Here is a 17,309-nt window from a genome sequence, read left to right as displayed (position 1 = left end):
CATCCCCTCTTTCCCGCCGCCGGCCGGAGGCGAATCCTTGGCGCCGAACCGCCCCGTCTGCCCGGCTTGCGAGCATGGGAACGTGACGCACACACCGGACACCGCGGGCGCCAGCTCGCCGCCGCACAACGGCAAGACTCATCCCAAGGTCGTTAACGAGCGAATGCTGCTCGCTGTGGGGCGGACCGGCCAGGAACGGTTCGCCGACGCCGTCACCGCCTTCGCCGGCTCGATGTCCTTTGTCTACCTCCATGTCGGCTGGTTCACCGCCTGGATCCTGCTCAACCAGGGCGCTTTCGGCGAGCGGATCATCTTTGATCCGTTTCCATACGGCCTGCTGACGATGATCGTCAGCCTGGAAGCGATTTTCCTGTCGACGTTCGTCATGATCAGCCAGAATCGGGACACCCGCCGTCAGAACGTGCGCGCGGATCTGGACTACGAGACCAACGTGCGGTCCGAGGTCTGGTCGGCGCACATCGGCCGGCAGCTGGGCATCGACCCGGTCATGGTCGAGACCCGCGTCCAGGAGATCCTCCGCCGAAGCGACGCCCCCTCGCCCTGACGCCCCGGGACACCCGGACACCCGCACCCGCACCCGCATCAGATATCCGGACGCCCACCGAAGCCGGCCGGGCGGCGATTCGCCATACCTGGCGCAACCGCGCGTCCGCGGCCAGCTCCGGTCGCTTGCTTCGGGCATTTCGGGCTGGCAGGCTGGCATCTTGATCACCGGATTGTGACGTCGGCCATGCCAGGAAGCGAGGGGACGACACGATGAGCGGTCAGACCGAGGGGAACGGACGGGTCGCGGGCAAGGTGGCCCTGGTGACCGGCGCCGCGTCCGGGATCGGCCGGGCGGTGACCCGGCAGCTCGCCGCCGAAGGCGCGCGGATCGTCGCGGCGGACATCGACGAGACGGGCTTAGGCAAGCTGACGGCGGAGCTCGGCGAAGAGGTGGTCGCCGCCATCCGGTGCGACGTCACCGCCGAGGAGGACGTCGCCGCGGCCGTCCAGCTCGCGGCCAGCCGGTTCGGCGGTCTCGACATCGCGGTCGCGAACGCGGGCGGGGGCACGGTCGGGGAGATCCCCGACCACGACTACGCCGAATGGCGCCGGATCGTCGATCTCTGCCTGAACAGCGCCTTCCTCACCATCAAGCACGCGGGTGCCGCGCTGCGCGCGGGCGGCCGCGGCGGCTCGATCGTCGCGATGGCGAGCCTCAACGCGGTCCAGCCCGGCCGGGGCATGGGCGCCTACTGCGCGGCGAAGGCCGGCGTCGTCGCGCTCACCGAGGTCGCGGCGCTGGAGCTGGGGCGGCACGGAATCCGGGTGAACGCGGTCGCGCCGGGCCTCGTGCGCACCTCGCTCACGACGCCGCTCTGGGACGTCCCCGGGGTCGTCGAGGAGTACGTCGAGAACGCCCCGCTCGGCCGGTTCGCCGAGCCCGAGGAGATCGCGAACGTCGTGCTCTTCCTCGCCTCGAGCGAGGCCTCCTATGTCTCCGGCAGCCTCTACAGCGTCGACGGCGGCGCCCGCACCCGCCGCTATCCGGATGTCATCGCCGCCTTCGAACGGCTGCAGGCTCCGTCGCCCTCGCCCGCCAACTAGTTCGCCGGTCCGCCAGCCGGCTACGCCGGTCGACGAGCCGGCTCCGCCGGTCCGCCCGCCGGCCTCAGGCCTGCGCGGGCGGCGCGGTGGAGTCGGTGGCCAGTGCGGTCAGCACGGCGTCGGCGACCTCGCGGCGGCGGGTCTCGCCGACGACGTCGGCGCCGTCGGATTCCTGGATGTAGAAGGCGTCGACGACGTCGAGACCGATCGTCGCGACGATCGCCGTGCGCACGTCGACGCCGACCTCGGCGAGCGCCAACACGATCCGGAACAGCACCCCGGCCCGGTCCGGGGCGCGCACCTCCAGCACCGTCCTCGTCCCGGAGTCGTCGAACGTCGCCCGCGGCGCCCCCGGGGTGTACCACGGGCGGCGGGTCGCGTAGGCCTCCTCACGAGCCGCGAGCTGGCCGCCCACGTCGAGCCGGCCCTCGAGCCCGCGGCGCACGTCGGCGAGCAGCCGGCTCGCGTCCGGCTCGCGTCCGTGCCGCCCGGCGACGGCGGCCTGCAGCAGCGCCCGGCCGTTCGCGCCCCGGGCCGAGGCGCGCCGGACGTCGAGGCGGTTGAGCGCGAGCACCCCGGCCGTGACGGCGAGCAGGCCCACATGGTCCGGCGCGAGCACGACGATCTCGTACATGCCTTCGTCGGGCAGGCCATTGACCTGGACGAGGTGCTCGTCGGGCAGCTCGAGCAGGGCACGCTGCCGGTCGGTCAGCTCGCCGGGGTACGGCACCGGCCCACCGCCGAGGACGGCCAGCGCGCGGGTGACCAGGTCACCGATGAGGCGGGCCTTCCAGGCGCTCCACGCCGTGGCGCCGGTCGCCTGGGAGTCGGCCTCGGTCAGCTTCTGCAGCAGGATGAGCACCTGGGCGCTGCCGGCCGCGGCCGCGACCGCCTCGATCGTGGCCGGGTCGTCGATGTCGCGGTGGGTCGCAGCGTCCGGCAACAGCAGGTGATGGCGAACCATCGCGATCAGCACGTCCACGTCGGCCGGCGGCAGGCCGAGGCGCGGCCCCAGCTTCTCGACGATGACGATGCCGGCATCGGTGTGGTCGCCGGGGTAGCCCTTGCCGATGTCGTGCAGGAGGGCGCCGAGCAGCAGCAGGTCGGGCCGGTCGACGTCGCGGGTGTGCTCGGCCGCCCGCGCCGCCGCCTCCATCAGGTGCCTGTCCACGGTGTAGCGGTGGTACGGGTTGCGCTGGGGCCGGCTGCGTACCGCCGCCCACTCCGGCAGGATCCGGGTGAGCAGGCCGACCTGGTCGAGGGACTCCAGCACCGGCACGGCCTTGTCGCCGGCGGCGAGCAGCGCGACGAAGGCGTCCCGGGCGGCGTCCGGCCACGGGTCCGGCAGCGGGGGGGTCTCGCGGGCGAACCGGTCGACGGCGAACCGGCCCAGGGGGATGCCGGCTCGGGCGGCAGCGGCCGCGGCCCGCAGCACCAGCGTCGGGTCGGCGGCGGGGTCCGCGTCCCTGGCCAGCAGGACCTCGCCGTCCTGCTCCACGACGCCGGCGGCGAGCGGGCGGCGTATCGGCTTGTGTGAGCGCCAGCGCGACCGGGAGCGCAGCGCCGCGGACACCCGGTCCCAGGTGCTGTCCCACGTCCAGGAGACCGTCCGGCCGGCATCGGCGATGGCGTGCGCGAGAGCGAACGAGTCCGGCTCCCCGAGCGCGCCCGGCCTGCCCAAGTCGGCCAGCTCGCCGGGCTGGGTGGTCTGGGCGGGTTCGCGATCGTCGCCGGCCTCGGCCTCGGCTGGGCTGGCTCGGTAGCCGAGTGCCTCGGCGACCGAGGTGCCGTCCTGGAGCAGCAGCCGGTCCTGGTCGCGGCCGGCGGCGAGGCGGCGGACCTCGCCGCGGACGTCGAGCAGCAGCCGCTGGGCCGCGAGCACCCGTTCGCCCGGGGTCTCGGCGACCCAGGCGGCGGCGAGCGCGCGCAGCGCCTGCACGTCGCGCAGCCCGCCGCGGGACTCCTTGAGGTCGGGTTCCAGCAGGAACGCGACCTCTCCGCACCGGCGGGCGCGTTCGGCGTGCAGTTCGGCGAGCTCGGGCAGCCGGCGGCTGGCCTTGGCGCGCCAGCGGGTCCGCACGGCCTCGGCGAGCCTGGCCGTGAGTGCCTCGTCACCGGCGACCAGGCGGGCGTCGAGCAGGCCGAGGGCCGCCTTCAGGTCGCCGTCGGCGACGGCGACGGCCTGCTCGACCGTGCGGACGCTGTGGTCGAGGCCGACACCGGCGTCCCAGACCGGGTACCAGATCCCGTCCGCGACGGCGGCGACGGCCCGGTCGCCGCGCCGGCCGTCGTGCAGCAGCACGAGGTCGAGGTCGGTGCCGAAGGCCGGTTCGCCGCGGCCATAGCCACCCACGGCGAGCAGGGCGACGCCGGTGCCCGGCTCGCCGAACAGGGCGCGCAGCGCGGCGTCGGCGCTCTCGGTGAGCGCGGCCCGCAGCGGCGCTCCGGTCAGATCCGGGAACGCACCGTCCCGCCCGCGCAACGCCGCGAACCCGGCAGCCACGTCCACCCCGTACTCCCCGTGCTCCACCGCGCGCCCACCTCCAGATCCGTCATACAAGTCAGATCCTTGCGCGACGGACGCCTGTGCCGCTCGTCAACGGGGACGGCGGTGGGCGCCGTCGCATCGCGACGAGCGGACAAGGCGGGGGCAGGCCGGTCCCGGCCCGCCCCCGCCCATCACGGTCGCACTACCGAAGCAGAGGAGGAGCGATCAGACGTCTCGCGATGTCACATCCGGAGGCTCCGGCGCTCCCCGGTGCTACAGGGCGTCGGAGCCACGCTCGCCGGTCCGCACACGGACGACCGTCTCGACGGGAACCACCCAGACCTTGCCGTCGCCGATCTTGCCGGTCTGCGCCGCGCCGGTGATCGCGGTGACGAGGTCCTCCACGGCCTCGTCGTCGACGACAACCTCGATCTTGATCTTCGGGACGAAGTCGACCTTGTACTCGGCGCCACGGTAGACCTCCGTGTGCCCCTTCTGTCGACCGTAGCCCTGAACCTCAGAGATAGTCAGTCCGTGCACACCCAGGGTCTCCAGCGCCGCCTTGACGTCGTCGACCTTGAACGGCTTGATCACCGCGGTGACAAGCTTGGTCATTACTTTTCCTCCTCTTTTTGTCAGGCCTGTGTCCCCTCACTCAGGCCTGCGTCCTCTCGGGTATCTTGACCGAGTTGACGGCGGCGACGCTACCGTCATCGCCAGACAAAGTGAACCAGTTCGCGTCTTCTTTTCGCCACGAACGATCAGTCTCGGTCGACTTCCCCTCCCCGTCGTTTCGGGAGGGCCGAAGGATTGACTTGAACCGCGCGACGAGCGAACGTTCCGAGCGCCGGGTCCGAACGGCGGCGAGCGCACGGCCGACCTGCCCGCCAGGATTCCCCTGACGTTCGCCTGGGCCGGCCACGGCCTTCCTGACCGCCAGCRCGAGAACCAGCGTGACGGCCGCCGAGTAGCCGACCGTGGACACGACCGCCAGCGCCTGCCTGCCGAGCAGCCCCCACGACCCCCCGTAGACGAGGCCCTCGTTGATCGAGCCGCCGGTGTCCGCCGTGGCGAACACGCCGACGAGCAGGGTACCCAGCACGCCGCCGACGAGATGCACGGCGCCGACGTCGAACACGTCGTCGATCCCGGCCCTGCCCGTGAGGGCCGTGGTGAGAGCGCAGGCGACCCCGCCGAGCGCCCCGATCGCCAGGGCCCCCAAAGGTGACACGAAACCGCTCGCGGGGGTGATGGCGACCAGCCCGGCGATGGCGCCGGACGCCGCGCCGACCGGGGTCGGCAGGCCGTCCCTGAACCATTCGACGAGCACCCAGCAGGTCATCGCGGCGGCCGCGGCGAGCTGGGTGTTCAGGAACGCCCAGCCGGCGAGCTGGCCCGAGCCGAGCGCCGAACCGGCGGTGACCCCGAACCAGCCGACCCAGACGATGCCGGCGCCGACCAGGGCCAGCGGCACGTTGTGCGGCAGTCCGCTGGAGACGCCCAGCCGACGCCTGGGTGCCGCGGGTCGCGCTGTGGCCGCGTCGGCCGCGTCGGCCGCGAGACGCCTTCTGCCCCGCCACAGACGTCGCCAGCCGGGGGGCGGGCCGAGCACGGCCGCGAGCACGACGCCGGCGGCGCCGGCGCTCGCGTGGATGGTGGTGCCGCCCGCGAAGTCCAGCGCACCGAGCCGGAACAGCCAGCCGTGCGGGCTCCACACCCAGTGCGCGACCGGCGCGTAGACCAACGCCAGCCACAGCGTGACGAGGACGGCGAGCGCGCCGAGCCGGAGGCGGCCGGCCGTCGCGCCGGTGACCAGCGTGGCGGCGATGAGCGCCAGCATCAGGTGGAAGGTGAGGACGACCACCGTCGGGGTGCCGCCGCCCTCGGCGGTGTAGGGCGCCGTCACCGGGTCGCCGAGGTGGCGCAGCGCGAACGCGCCGAGGCCGCCCCATATCCCGTTGTCAGCGGGCCCGAACGCGATCGTGTAGCCGACCAGTACCCACAGCACCGTGCCGACCCCGACGCAGATCAGGCTCTGCGTCAGAACGCTCAGGATGTGGTGGACCCGGGCCAGGCCGCCGTGGAAAAGAGCGAGGCCGAATACCGCGAACATCGCCAGCGCGCAGCTCACGAGCAGCCAGGCGCCGTTCGCGGCCAGGTGCGCATCGACGATCGCTCCGTGCAGCCGCGGATCAACGATCTGCGCGTTCATGTGCCTCCCCCGGTCCCGCGCCAGCTCCGGCAGCATGCCCGGGGGTGTGCGCGACCCCCTCACCGGGTACCCAAAGGACATGCGGCCAGGTATCGGGACGCGCCGGGCAGTCGGCGCGAATCATGCCTGGACGCGACCAGGTCGCCACAAGAAGGTGGGGGTGTGCCGGCCGCAACCGACACACCCCCACCCTCCGTGCTGTGTACCTACCGGGGCTGCGAGCTGGACTCCTTCACCCCGGTCAGGCTCGCGACGCCGGCCCGTGGGTTCAGGCCTGCGCCTCTTCAGGCACCTTGACCGGCGCGACGGTCGTCGAGGCGGAACCCGCCCCACCGATCGAGCTGAACCGGTACGCGGTCTCGCCGTGCTGCGCCTCGTCGAGGCCGATCTCCTCGTGCTCGTCACTGAGACGACCGTTCAGGACGTACTTGACGAACAGGGCGAGGATCGCGGTACCGGCGGCCGAGTAACCGACCGTGGCACCGACGGTCAGCGCCTGGTAGCCGAGAACGCTCCATGGACCGCCGTAGAAGATGCCGTCCTTGCCGGCCGCGTTCACGTCGACGGTGCCGAAGAAGCCGATCAGCAGGGCGCCGAGAACACCACCGACCAGGTGGACGGCACCGACGTCGAGCGCGTCGTCGATCCCGACCTTGCCCTTGATGGAGGTGGCCAGGGCGCAGATGGCACCGGCGATGGCGCCCACCGCGATGGCGCCCATCGGCGAGACGAAACCACAGGCCGGGGTGATGGCGACCAGACCGGCGACGGCACCGGAGGCAGCACCCAGGGTGGTCGGCTTGCCGTCACGCAGCCACTCGACCGCGACCCATGCGAGCAGGGCCACACCGGTGGCGATCTGCGTGTTCAGGAACGCCCACGCGGCCAGCGAGCCGGAGCCCAGGGCCGAACCGGCGTTGAACCCGAACCAGCCGAACCACAGGATGCTCGCGCCGAGGACGACGTACGGCACGTTGTGCGGACGGAAGTCCCCACCCGGCCAGCCCTTGCGGCGACCGAGCACGAGTGCCAGGACGACACCCGCGGCACCGGCGTTCGCGTGGACGACCGTGCCGCCGGCGAAGTCGAGCGCGCCCTTCTTGAACAGCCAGCCGTTCACGTTCCAGACCCAGTACGCGACCGGCGAGTAGATCAGGATCGACCACAGGGCGATGAAGACGACGAACGCGCCGAACTTCAGACGGTCCGCGCTCGCGCCGGTGATCAGCGCCGGCGTGATAATCGCGAACATCATCTGGAAGACGATGAAGACGACGGTGTGTACGCCGCCACCCTCGGGGTTGTACACGGCCGTGACGTGGTCGCCGATGCTCTGCAGCGCCGCGAAGTCGAAGCCGCCGAAGAAGCCGTTCGTCGCCGGCCCGAAGGCGATGCTGTAGCCGACCAGCGTCCACAGCAGCGTCACGATGCCGATGCAGAAGAAGTTCTGCATCAGCATGCCAAGGACGTGCTTGGTGCGGACCATGCCACCGTAGAAGAACGCGAGACCCGGCGTCATGAAGAGCACCATCGCCGCGCTGGCGAGCAGCCAGGCGTCGTTGGCAGACAGCCCCGCGTTAGTGACAGCGTCCGTTAGTTCCTGTTGGGACATATCTCTCCCGTCGTTCTTCCCCCCGCGCGAGCGGCCGCGCGGACTACGTCCACCGGTTCRCTGCCCGCGGCACTCGTCCCGGATCCTCCGGTGTCGAAGGTTCTTCACGGCGTGTTCCAGGCCAGTGACTGCCCTGTTTCTTGTGTGTGAATTCGCCAAATTGGGCGGTTCGTGGTCGACTCGGGTGTGCCAACTGTGGGTACCTCGGAACCCTCCGTGTCCCCCGGCGCGGATGCGTGACCACACAACTTCAGACAGTTACTGTGACGCGCCGTGCGCACCACGCCGTCGGAGGGCTCCCATAGGGGCAGTGGTCTGTCTCGGAGTTCACCGAGGACAAAGAATTGGCTCGAACGCGCCGGGTATCCGCCCACTCGGCGCGGCCGATCGTCCGGCGCCCGGGTGTCGCTGGGTTTCCTGATCTCCGGATGGCTGATCCTTGCTCCCGGTGTGGCCCCGGTGTGGGCTAATCCCGTCGCTCCGGCGCCCGGCGGGGGTGCCTCGGTGGGAGGCTCCTCGACGGGGGACGACGACGGCGGCTCGTCCGAGACGATCGACGGGATCATGGCCCAGATCGCGGCGGCCCGCGGCGAGCTGGCGGATCTCGACGCCAAGCTGACGGAAGCCACCGAGGCGTTCGACGCGGGTCGGATCCGGCTCGGCAAGGCGAGGGCCGCGGTCGACGACGCCGAAGCCCGCGTCGACCGGGCCGATACCGCGGTGCGGGACGCCGTCGCGGAAAGGCGGGGGCTCGCGGCATCCGCGTACCGCGCCGGCGGACTGGACACGCTCTCGGCGATCCTCACCGGCGACCCGGGCAGCGTGCTGGACCGGGTCGGCGCGCTGAACGCGCTGGGCCGCCGGGCCCACACCGCCGAGAGCCGGGAACGGCTCGCCCGCGTCGACCTGACCGAGGCCCGCACCACCGCCCGCACGACGCTCGCGGACGCGCAGAGCGCCTTCGACGCCGTCACCGACCAGAAACGGATCATCCAGGCATCGGCGGGCCGGCAGCGCACCCTGCTCGACGGTCTGGTGGCCAAGCAGGCCGACCTGGAGCGTCAGGCCAGGGAACGGGAGGCCGCGGCGCAGCGGGCGCGGCAGCAGGCCGCCGCCGCCGAGGCGGCGCGGATCGCCCAGGCCGCCGCCGCCGAGCAGGCGAGGCTGCGTCAGCAGTCCGGCCTGGTCCAGCAGGCGAGCGACGCCTTCGCCGCCACCCCGGTCGCACCCGCCCCGGCAGCGACCGGCGCCCCGCCCCCGCCGGTCGGAGGGGGCGGGGCGCCGGTCGCCGTCGCCGAGGCGTACCGGCAGATCGGCAAGCCGTACGTGTGGGGGGCCGAGGGGCCGGACGCGTTCGACTGCTCGGGCCTGACGCAGTGGGTGTGGGCCAAGGCCGGTGCCCAGCTCCCGCACTACACCGGTGACCAGTGGAACGCGGGCCGGCACGTGTCCCGCGACCAGCTCATCCCCGGTGACCTGGTCTTCTTCAACGCGGCGCTGGACCACGTCGGCGTCTACATCGGCAACGGCCAGATGATCCACGCGCCCCACACCGGCGCCGTCGTCCGCGTCGAGAACGTCTGGTGGTCCAGTTTCCAGGGGGCCGTCCGCCCCGCCGGCTGAGCCAGCCTGGCCCAGCCCAGCCTGGCGCCAGCTCGGCCCGACGGCGGGCGGAGCTCGCGACAGCCCCTACGAACTACCCGACTACCCGAACTCCTCGGCCAGGTCGACGAGCTCCTTGCAGCGCGGGCAGACCGGGAATCGCTGGGGGTCCCGGACTGGTTCGAACTTGTACCCGCACAGAGCGGTCACCCGACCGCCCTCGATGGACGCGCGGACGATCTCCTCGCGGCGGGCGAAGTGGGCGTGGTCGTCCCCMTCGCCGGTACGCGTGTCGGACGTCTCTGGCCGGATCYGCGTCGTGCTCACCCGTCGAGTGTAGGTCGCGACGGCTGGTTGGCCACCCTCTGGGCGGCCGGGGCCGGAGCACGGGCAGGACACCCGCACCCGGGGGACCGATCGGCACCCTCGACGCGGCCCACACGGCTCTTGCCCCGGCCGATGGCGGCGTACTCTTAGGAGCGGACGAAGGAGACCGGTGACTGCACTGATCGACAGTACCGAGATGTACCTCCGTACCCTGTATGAGCTACGGGAAGAGGGCATCCCGCCGCTACGCGCGCGCCTGGTGGAGCGGTTGCACGTCAGTGCTCCGGCCGCCAGCGAGTCGACGGCCCGGCTGGCGCATGAGGGGCTCGTCTCCCTCGCCGAGGACCGGACGGTTCAGTTCACCGAGAAGGGGCTCCTCCGGGCCACCGCGGTGATGCGCAAGCATCGGCTCGCCGAGCTGCTACTCACGAAGATCATCGGTCTCGACTGGGCCCTGGTCCACAACGAGGCCTGCCGCTGGGAGCACGTGATCTCCGACGAGGTCGAGGCCCGGCTGACGGTGATCCTCGGCGATCCCAAGCGATGCCCGTTCGGGAACGAGATCCCACCGCCCACCGACCAGCTCACGGGCGGCAACGGCAACCCGACCAGCCTCCTCGCCAGCGCGGACCTCGCCGGTGGCAAGAGCAGGCCGGTCACCGTCGGCTGGATCTCCGAACGGCTCCAGGCTCATGAGGGCACGATGAGGCGACTGCACGAAAACGGGATCATCCCCGGCGCCCCGATCGTCGTCGAGTCCCACGGCGACCTCGTCAGCATCCGCCAGGAGACCGACGCGCCCTCCGAGATCGACCGCCGCACCGCGTCCCTCGTCTACGTCGACCCGCTCCTGACCTGACCTCCGCCGGCGAGGCACGAGCCCCACGGCCGGCCCGTGCTTCCCGAGGTCGCGTACGGAACGACCGTAGAGTCCGGCGTGGAACGACCTTGCCCGCGAGTCGCCGCCCAGGCGGCGTACTCTAGTTTGGTCGCTGCGGACCTGTGATCATCCCACCCCGGATGATCTGCGGCCGCGGAGACCGCCAAGCCCTCGTAGCTCAGTGGATAGAGCGACCGCCTCCTAAGCGGTAGGCCGCAGGTCCGATTCCTGCCGGGGGCACCAAAGAACGATCTTCATCGCGCTATTCGCGTTATTCGTGCTGGTCACACTAGGTGAGCAATATTGCGTCCTAACCCTGCCGCTCACCCTCAGGCGCGCCGACCGGCGCCTCTACCAGCGGTTTCGCACATCGCAAGCCGCCGTAGGTCCGAGCCCTCCGGGGTAACAGCCCCGTCAGTCCAATCGCGCCAGCTTCGGGTTCGAGCCCCAACCGGACCACCATATTGCCGATCATGCGTCCGACCTACACAAATGCGGCTTACGATCTATCGCTTTGAACCCCCGACGAATGGATCGGTACTGGTCAGGGCTGCGGTGGCCGGTTCGAGCCTCGCCCGGACGACCATGTTGCGGCCATGCGAACCCTCCGCCTCGCCGAGGTGCCGGCGGCTGCGACGTCGGAGGACACCCGCGGTCGCCACACGGCGGGCCGCCGGGCCAGGATCGAGAACGTGCCGGGGCAACCTGTTCGTTGATGGCTTGCGTAGGGGTGATGGGGACGGTCACCCCAGAGGCCACCGATCGTTGTCGTGGCCCTGGGCCGGAGCCACCGGTTGGCGTGAGCCGGCAGCCCCGGTCGAAGGCCTCTGAGCGGCCGGCGCGACGCGCCGTCTCTCGCGCCGCGTCCTGGCCGCGATGCGGTCAGGAAAGATCGACGTGCAGGCGGTGCAGGCGCACCTCCTGGATGCGCCAGCGGCCGTCAGACCCGCGGCGGTACTTCTCGTGATAGTGGCCGTAGCCTCGCAGCGTGGCCTTCAGGTCGGTGCGTGAGGCGTCGGTGAACATCTGGACGTAGTCCTCCATCGCCCAGATTCCGGTGGCCGTTTCCGGTCCGGTGACCGCGATCTCCGGCATGTGGCCGTGGTGGGCGCTGATGCACTTGTCCAGCTGTCGGCTCATCGTTCCGACGAAGTTGTCGCGTCCGGCGAAGGTCACGTCTGGCACGTCGGCTACCCAGACAGTGACGTCCTCGGTGAAGACGTCACGCCACTCGTCCCACATCTTGGTGTCCATCAGCCGGAAGTACCGCGCCTTGAGCTGCTTGATCTGTTCGATGTCGGCCATCTCTGCGAGGTYCATGCCTGCGCTCCTCTCAACGAGCCGTGTAACCGCCGTCGACGGCCATGGCCGTGCCGGTGACGAAGGAGGACTCGTCGCTGGCCAGGAAGAGTGCCGCGGCGGCCAGCTCGTCCGGCATTCCCCACCGGCCGACCGGGGCTGGTGGCACCAGATCCGCGGGCGGGGCCGAGTCGTCCGTCGCTCCTGCCTGGCCCGTCCAGGTAAGCCCGGGGCAGAGCGCGTTGATCCGGATACCCTTCTTGGCGTAGTCGAGGGCTGCGGACTTCGTCATCTGCACGACGGCGCCCTTCGACGCGGAATACAGAGAAAGGCCTTTCCACCCGACGAGGCCGCTCGCCGACGCCGTATTTATGATCGAACCGCCACCCGTCGCCAACATGGCCGGGATAGCCTTCTTCATTCCGAGATATACACCCTTGACGTTCACGGCCATGATGGCGTCGAAATAGTCGTCGGTCGTCTCGGCCAGTGGGAGGACCGGGCTCGATACTCCCGCGTTGTTGAAGATGACGTCGAGCCGGCCGAAGCGTTCCACCGCAATCTTCACCATGGCCTCCACCTCGGCGGCGGACGTCACGTCGACATGGGCCGCGACGGCCGCCTCGCCCATCGCCTTGGCCGTCAGCGCCTCCCGCCCGCTCACGTCCGCGCACACGACGCGCGCGCCTTCCCGCGCGAAGAGGAATGCCGCCGATCGGCCGATACCGGAACCGGCGCCGGTGACGATGGCGACTTTGCCGGATAACTTGCCCATGCTTCTACTCCGATTTCCTCTTCCGGCGGCGCCGGCGACACGCCCGGAGGCGCGCCGCCGTGCGCCGGCCTGATTGGAATGCCGTCTTGATCTGTCGGAACAGGCACGCTCACTGTCCCGCAGGCGTGCGTCCGGCCCCGTCCGCTTCCGTTCTCCTGGACATCCGGCTCCTTCATCGGAGCCCAGCAGTCGCTCGGGGCGAGCGATAGCGTCGCCGCGAGCCCACCGTCCTGGCCAGCCCCGGGATGTGGCCCGGGCAGTGGAGGTCAGCGCCTCGTGCCGGTCGGTGCATCGTGACGAGACAGGAGGCGGTGGTTGGCAGGTCGGCGTACGTCGCGACGCCGGGGCGTGCCGCGGCCCGCCAACTGGCGACCGCCCTCAGCGTCCAGCGGCCATCGAGTCCCGCTGGGCCGTGTAGGCGGCGAGGCGTTCGGCCGGGTCGATCTGATGGTGGCTGAGGGCGCGGATGGAGACGTCGTGGCCGTCGGCGTGCGCGCGGAGCGCGCCGACGGTGGCCTGTTCGCGTGGGATGTGGGCGAACGGGTCGAACGAGTACCAGCGCATGGCGTTCTCGTGGGTCATCTTGTTGATCTCGTGATCGGGTACGCCGAACGTCTCCATCGTGGCGTGGAGTTCCTCGGGGGCGCCGGGCCACATGGAGTCGCTGTGGGGGTAGTCGCACTCCCAGGCGATGTTGTCGATGCCGATCTGGTCGCGCATCTGGACGCCGGCGGGGTCGGAGATGAAGCACGTCAGGAAGTGCTGCCGGAAGATCTCCGAGGGGAGCTTGCCGCCGAAGTCCTGCAGCGTCCAGGTGGCGTGCATGTCGAAGGTCCGGTCGACGCGCTGCAGGAAGTAGGGAATCCAGCCGGTTCCGCCCTCGGACAGGGCGATCCGGATGTCCGGGAAGTCCTTGAGCACCCGGGACCAGAGAAGGTCGGCCGCGGCGGAGACGATGTTCATCGGCTGCAGGGTGATCAGGACGTCCGGCGGCGAGTCGGGCGCGGGCACGGCGAGTTTGCCGGAGGAGCCGATGTGGATCGACAGGACGGTGCCGGTGTCGCAGCAGGCCCGCCACAGCGGGTTCCAGTAGGGGTCGTGGAAGCTGGGGTAGCCGAGCGTCGCCGGGTTCTCGGTGAAGGTGAGCGAGTGGCAGCCCTTGGCGGCGACCCGGCGGACCTCGGCGGCGCAGAGCTCCGGGTCCCAGATGGCCGGGATCGCCATGGGGATGAACCGGCCGGGGTGGGCGCCGCACCATTCGTCGATGTGCCAGTCGTTGTAGGCCTGGACGAGGGCGAGGGAGAACTGCGGGTCGTCGGTCGCGAACAGGCGGGCGGCGAAGCCGGGGAACGACGGGAAGTTCATCGAGGCGAGGATCCCGCCGGCGTTCATGTCCTTGACCCGTTCGGCGGCGTCGTAACAGCCGGGGCGGATCTCGTCGAGCCCCTGCGGTTCGAGTCCGTATTCGGACTTCGGCCGGCCGGCGACCGCGTTGAGCGCGACGTTGGGGATCATGGTGTCGCGGAACTTCCACATGTCTGCGCCGCCCTCCAGGCGCACGATCCGCGGGGCGTCGTCGGTGTACTTCGCCGGGAGCCGGCCCGTGAACATGTCCGGGGGCTCGATGACGTGGTCGTCGACGCTGATCAGAATCAGGTCGTCCTTGTTCATGGCGGTCCTCTCCGTCGTGGGTCGCCCGGGCCCGTGGGTCGCCGTCCGCGATGTCCCGGGATCGCGAAGCCCTGGAGATGTCGGGGCGGCGGCCCGCGGGCCGTGCGTCGTTCTTTCGGCCGTGCTCAGGCGACGACTCCGCGGACCTTCAGGTCGATGACGGTGTCCCAGTCGAGGCCGAGCGCGGCGAGGAGGTCGTCGCCGTGCTCGTTGAACTGGGGTGCCCGCTTCGCGGGTGTGGGCTGTTCGTCGAAGTGGACGGGCGCGGCGACGAGCCGGAACGGCGCGCCGGCCGCCGTGTGGCACTCCTGGATGTAGCCGTTGGCGACGGTCTGTGGGTCGTCGACCGCCTGCAGGGTGTCCTGGACGACCGTCCACTGGCCCGCGAAGTCGGCGAGTGCGACCCGCCACTCGTCTAGCGTGCGGCTGGCGAACGCCTCGGTGAGGATGTCGATCGCCGCGCCGCTGTTGGCCGCCAGGGACTCGTGGTCGGCGAACCGGGGGTCCGCCGCGAGTTCCGGTCGGCCGATGACGTCGCACAGCGGCGGCCAGTACCTGGTCGCCTGCAGGCAGCACAAGGCCAGCCAGGTGCCGTCCTTGGTCCGGTAGTTCATCACCAGCGGGTTGGCGCGGGTGGCCGCGACCGGTGGCGGCTTCCACGGCATGTTCAGTTGCATGGACAGCGCGATCGCGGCGCCCATGGCCCACATCCCGGTGCCCAGCAGGGAGACGTCGACGACGGTGGCCTCACCGGTGCGTTCCCGGTGGTACAGCGCGCCCATGATGCCGCCGGCGATGGTCATCGCGCCGAGCGAGTCCCCGAACGCCGGTCCCGGTGGCACCGGAACGTGGCCGTACTCCGGCTGCATGACGCCGACGGCGAGGCCGGCGCGGGACCAGAAAGCCAGCGAGTCGTACGAGCCCTTGTCCGCGTCCGGTCCGCGCTCGCCCTGACCGGTCCCACGGACGTAGATGATGTTCGGGTTGGCCGCGCGGATGTCCTCAAGGTCGATCTTCAGCTTGGCTCGGACGCCCGGCAGCTTGTTGGTCAGGAACACATCCGACTGCGCCGCCAGCCGGTAGAGGACATCCAGGCCCTCCTGGGAGGTGAGGTCGAGACCCAGGCTGCGCTTGCCCCGGTTCGAGTGCTCGAGCAGCACATGGACGTCGGAGGAGATGGTCGCGACGCCGGTGGACCCGAGGGCGCGCATCGCGTCACCCCGCTCGACGTGCTCGATCTTGACGACGTCCGCGCCCCAGTCGGCCAGCAGCGCGGACGCCGCCGGGACGAACGTGTGCTCGGCTACCTCCAGGACGCGGACGCCCTGCATCACCGCGGTCATCGCGATTTCTCCGCTCTGCGACTGATGAGATCCCGCTCGGGTGAGCTCGGCTACCGGCGGTCGGGAGCCGTCGTGGACGCGTGTGCGCGCTGTGCTCGGGTGGTGGCGTCAAGCAAAACGGAGCTTCCCCAGCCCATGGGCCTCCTCCGCCCTTGAGGAGCGGGCGAAGGTCCGCTTGCTCCTCGGAACTCCGACCTGTACGAACGTAGGGCACGATGCTATACGTTCGTACAGAGATGTCCAGGGAGGCCAGGCAGTGGGCGCAGGCGACCTCTACTACGACCCGTACGACGTCGAGATCGACGCGGATCCGTACCCCGTCTACCGGCGGCTGCGCGACGAGGCGCCGCTGTACCACAACGAGCGCCTCGGCTTCTGGGGCCTCAGCCGCTACGAGGACGTCGTCGCGGCCCTCAAAGACCTCAAMCGCCTGACCTCGACGAAGGGCGACATCCTCGAGGTCGTCATGGCCGCGCCCGTCATGCCGCCGGGAATCTTCATCAACGAGGACCCRCCGCTGCACACGATCCACCGCGCCCTGGTCTCCCGGATGTTCACGCCGAAGAAGATCAAGGCGCTGGAGGAGAAGATCCGGGCTTTCTGCGCGGCCTGCCTGGACCCGTTGGTGGGTGGGGACAGGTTCGACTTCGTGCTCRACCTCGGTGCCGAGCTGCCGATGCRCACGATCGGAATGCTGTTCGGCATTCCCGACTCGGAGCAGCCGTCGCTACGGTCGACCGCCCAGCGGGCCCTGCGCAACCAGCCGGGCAAGCCGCTGCCGGTCACCAAGGAGAAGTACTTCGACGGCGGGAACTACGGCGAGTACGTGAAGTGGCGGGTCGACAACCCGTCGGACGACATCATCACGGAGCTGCTCACGCTGGAGTTCACCGACCTGTCGGGGACGGTGCGCACGCTGACCCGGAAGGAGGTTCAGATCTTCGTCGGCGTCATCGCGGGGGCTGGCGTCGAGACGACCGGCCGCCTGTTCGGCTGGATAGGCAAGGTGCTGGCCGAGCATCCCGACCAGCGCGCCGAACTGGTCGCCGACCCGACGCTCATCCCGCGCGCGGTCGAGGAGCTGCTGCGCTACGAGCCGCCCGGTCCGCATGTGGCCCGCTACGTCACCGAGGACGCCGAATTCCACGGGCAGACGGTCCCGGCAGGCAGCGCGCTGCTGCTCATGCTCTCGTCGGCCAACCACGACGAGCGGCAGTTCCCCGACTCCGAGCGGTTCGACATCCATCGCGACTTCGGTCAGCACGTGACGTTCGGCCACGGCGCGCATTTCTGCCTCGGTTCGGGGCTGGCTCGCTTGGAGGGGCGCATCGCCCTCGAGGAGGTCCTCAAGCGGTGGCCTGACTGGGAGGTCGACCTGTCCGCCGCCCGCCGCGCGCCCACCTCGACGGTCCGGGGCTGGGACTCCATGCCCGCCCTCATCGGCAGATCAGTGTGATCAGGGTCCACCGCCCGAACTCGTCGGCGCGCC

At 70.7% G+C, this 17,309-nt stretch carries 14 protein-coding genes and 1 tRNA gene; 6 read left to right on the top strand and 9 right to left on the bottom strand.

Features of this window, described 5'->3' with window-relative positions:
* Window positions 1-82 precede the first annotated feature (82 nt).
* Together BCD49_RS01465 and BCD49_RS01460 are read left to right on the top strand one after the other, a co-directional pair.
* Window positions 83-565 carry a DUF1003 domain-containing protein gene (locus BCD49_RS01465; protein WP_035924249.1) on the top strand — a complete coding sequence of 161 codons (483 nt, stop codon included), beginning with the start codon at window positions 83-85 and terminating at the stop codon, window positions 563-565.
* Between the two features lie 212 nt (window positions 566-777).
* Window positions 778-1,611 (top strand): SDR family NAD(P)-dependent oxidoreductase, encoded by an 834-nt coding sequence (locus BCD49_RS01460; protein ID WP_007514366.1) that lies wholly within the window; start codon window positions 778-780, stop codon window positions 1,609-1,611.
* Between the two features lie 64 nt (window positions 1,612-1,675).
* On the opposite strand, the gene BCD49_RS01455 is transcribed toward BCD49_RS01460, so the two are convergent.
* The 4 genes from BCD49_RS01455 to BCD49_RS01440 form a co-directional block, all read right to left on the bottom strand.
* The gene (locus BCD49_RS01455; protein ID WP_007514367.1) at window positions 1,676-4,141 is read right to left on the bottom strand and encodes a [protein-PII] uridylyltransferase; all 2,466 of its coding nucleotides are present in this window, start codon (window positions 4,139-4,141) and stop codon (window positions 1,676-1,678) included.
* A gap of 231 nt (window positions 4,142-4,372) precedes the next feature.
* Window positions 4,373-4,714 (bottom strand): P-II family nitrogen regulator, encoded by a 342-nt coding sequence (locus tag BCD49_RS01450; protein WP_007514368.1) that lies wholly within the window; start codon window positions 4,712-4,714, stop codon window positions 4,373-4,375.
* Between the two features lie 40 nt (window positions 4,715-4,754).
* Complete coding sequence (locus tag BCD49_RS01445) at window positions 4,755-6,311, bottom strand: ammonium transporter (protein WP_083401212.1); 1,557 nt, start codon at window positions 6,309-6,311, stop codon at window positions 4,755-4,757.
* Between the two features lie 268 nt (window positions 6,312-6,579).
* The gene (locus BCD49_RS01440; protein ID WP_007514370.1) at window positions 6,580-7,923 is read right to left on the bottom strand and encodes an ammonium transporter; all 1,344 of its coding nucleotides are present in this window, start codon (window positions 7,921-7,923) and stop codon (window positions 6,580-6,582) included.
* Window positions 7,924-8,325: 402 nt separating this feature from the next.
* Here BCD49_RS01440 and BCD49_RS01435 point away from each other — a divergent pair, with 402 nt between their 5' ends.
* Window positions 8,326-9,546 (top strand): C40 family peptidase, encoded by a 1,221-nt coding sequence (locus tag BCD49_RS01435; RefSeq protein ID WP_083401183.1) that lies wholly within the window; start codon window positions 8,326-8,328, stop codon window positions 9,544-9,546.
* An 81-nt stretch (window positions 9,547-9,627) separates the two neighbouring features.
* Here BCD49_RS01435 and BCD49_RS01430 read toward each other — a convergent pair whose 3' ends face one another.
* Window positions 9,628-9,852: a DUF3039 domain-containing protein gene (locus tag BCD49_RS01430; RefSeq protein WP_071041030.1), complete on the bottom strand. Its 225-nt coding sequence runs from the start codon at window positions 9,850-9,852 to the stop codon at window positions 9,628-9,630.
* 169 nt (window positions 9,853-10,021) lie between these two features.
* On the opposite strand from BCD49_RS01430, the gene BCD49_RS01425 reads away from it, so the two are divergent.
* Complete coding sequence (locus BCD49_RS01425; RefSeq protein WP_007514373.1) at window positions 10,022-10,711, top strand: metal-dependent transcriptional regulator; 690 nt, start codon at window positions 10,022-10,024, stop codon at window positions 10,709-10,711.
* Between the two features lie 188 nt (window positions 10,712-10,899).
* Window positions 10,900-10,975: transfer RNA gene (locus tag BCD49_RS01420), tRNA-Arg, on the top strand.
* A gap of 639 nt (window positions 10,976-11,614) precedes the next feature.
* Here BCD49_RS01420 and BCD49_RS01415 read toward each other — a convergent pair.
* The 4 genes from BCD49_RS01415 to BCD49_RS01400 form a co-directional block, all read right to left on the bottom strand.
* Window positions 11,615-12,052 (bottom strand): nuclear transport factor 2 family protein, encoded by a 438-nt coding sequence (locus tag BCD49_RS01415; protein ID WP_083401182.1) that lies wholly within the window; start codon window positions 12,050-12,052, stop codon window positions 11,615-11,617.
* 13 nt (window positions 12,053-12,065) lie between these two features.
* On the bottom strand, window positions 12,066-12,806 hold the full coding sequence (locus BCD49_RS01410) for an SDR family NAD(P)-dependent oxidoreductase (RefSeq protein WP_007514375.1): 741 nt from the start codon (window positions 12,804-12,806) through the stop codon (window positions 12,066-12,068).
* A gap of 378 nt (window positions 12,807-13,184) precedes the next feature.
* Window positions 13,185-14,477, bottom strand: a complete 1,293-nt coding sequence (locus BCD49_RS01405) for an amidohydrolase family protein (protein WP_007514377.1) — start codon at window positions 14,475-14,477, stop codon at window positions 13,185-13,187.
* 125 nt (window positions 14,478-14,602) lie between these two features.
* On the bottom strand, window positions 14,603-15,820 hold the full coding sequence (locus tag BCD49_RS01400) for a CaiB/BaiF CoA transferase family protein (RefSeq protein WP_007514379.1): 1,218 nt from the start codon (window positions 15,818-15,820) through the stop codon (window positions 14,603-14,605).
* Window positions 15,821-16,076: 256 nt separating this feature from the next.
* Here BCD49_RS01400 and BCD49_RS01395 point away from each other — a divergent pair, with 256 nt between their 5' ends.
* Window positions 16,077-17,276 carry a cytochrome P450 gene (locus tag BCD49_RS01395; RefSeq protein WP_071041029.1) on the top strand — a complete coding sequence of 400 codons (1,200 nt, stop codon included), beginning with the start codon at window positions 16,077-16,079 and terminating at the stop codon, window positions 17,274-17,276.
* Window positions 17,277-17,309: the final 33 nt, after the last annotated feature.

Origin of the sequence: Pseudofrankia sp. EUN1h (genome assembly GCF_001854645.1) — a bacterium.
Classification (GTDB): Bacteria; Actinomycetota; Actinomycetes; order Frankiales; family Frankiaceae; genus Pseudofrankia; species Pseudofrankia saprophytica.
Note: the sequence above shows the minus strand (reverse complement) of the source record. Positions and strands in the feature narration are given on the sequence as shown.

What these genes read in the sequence shown, in the direction of transcription:
- BCD49_RS01460 (WP_007514366.1), top strand. Translation starts at nt 778, where the DNA reads ATGAGCGGTCAGACCGAGGGGAACGGACGGGTCGCGGGCAAGGTGGCC.
- BCD49_RS01450 (WP_007514368.1), bottom strand. Translation starts at nt 4,714, where the DNA reads ATGACCAAGCTTGTCACCGCGGTGATCAAGCCGTTCAAGGTCGACGAC.
- BCD49_RS01440 (WP_007514370.1), bottom strand. Translation starts at nt 7,923, where the DNA reads ATGTCCCAACAGGAACTAACGGACGCTGTCACTAACGCGGGGCTGTCT.
- BCD49_RS01410 (WP_007514375.1), bottom strand. Translation starts at nt 12,806, where the DNA reads ATGGGCAAGTTATCCGGCAAAGTCGCCATCGTCACCGGCGCCGGTTCC.
- BCD49_RS01405 (WP_007514377.1), bottom strand. Translation starts at nt 14,477, where the DNA reads ATGAACAAGGACGACCTGATTCTGATCAGCGTCGACGACCACGTCATC.
- BCD49_RS01400 (WP_007514379.1), bottom strand. Translation starts at nt 15,820, where the DNA reads ATGACCGCGGTGATGCAGGGCGTCCGCGTCCTGGAGGTAGCCGAGCAC.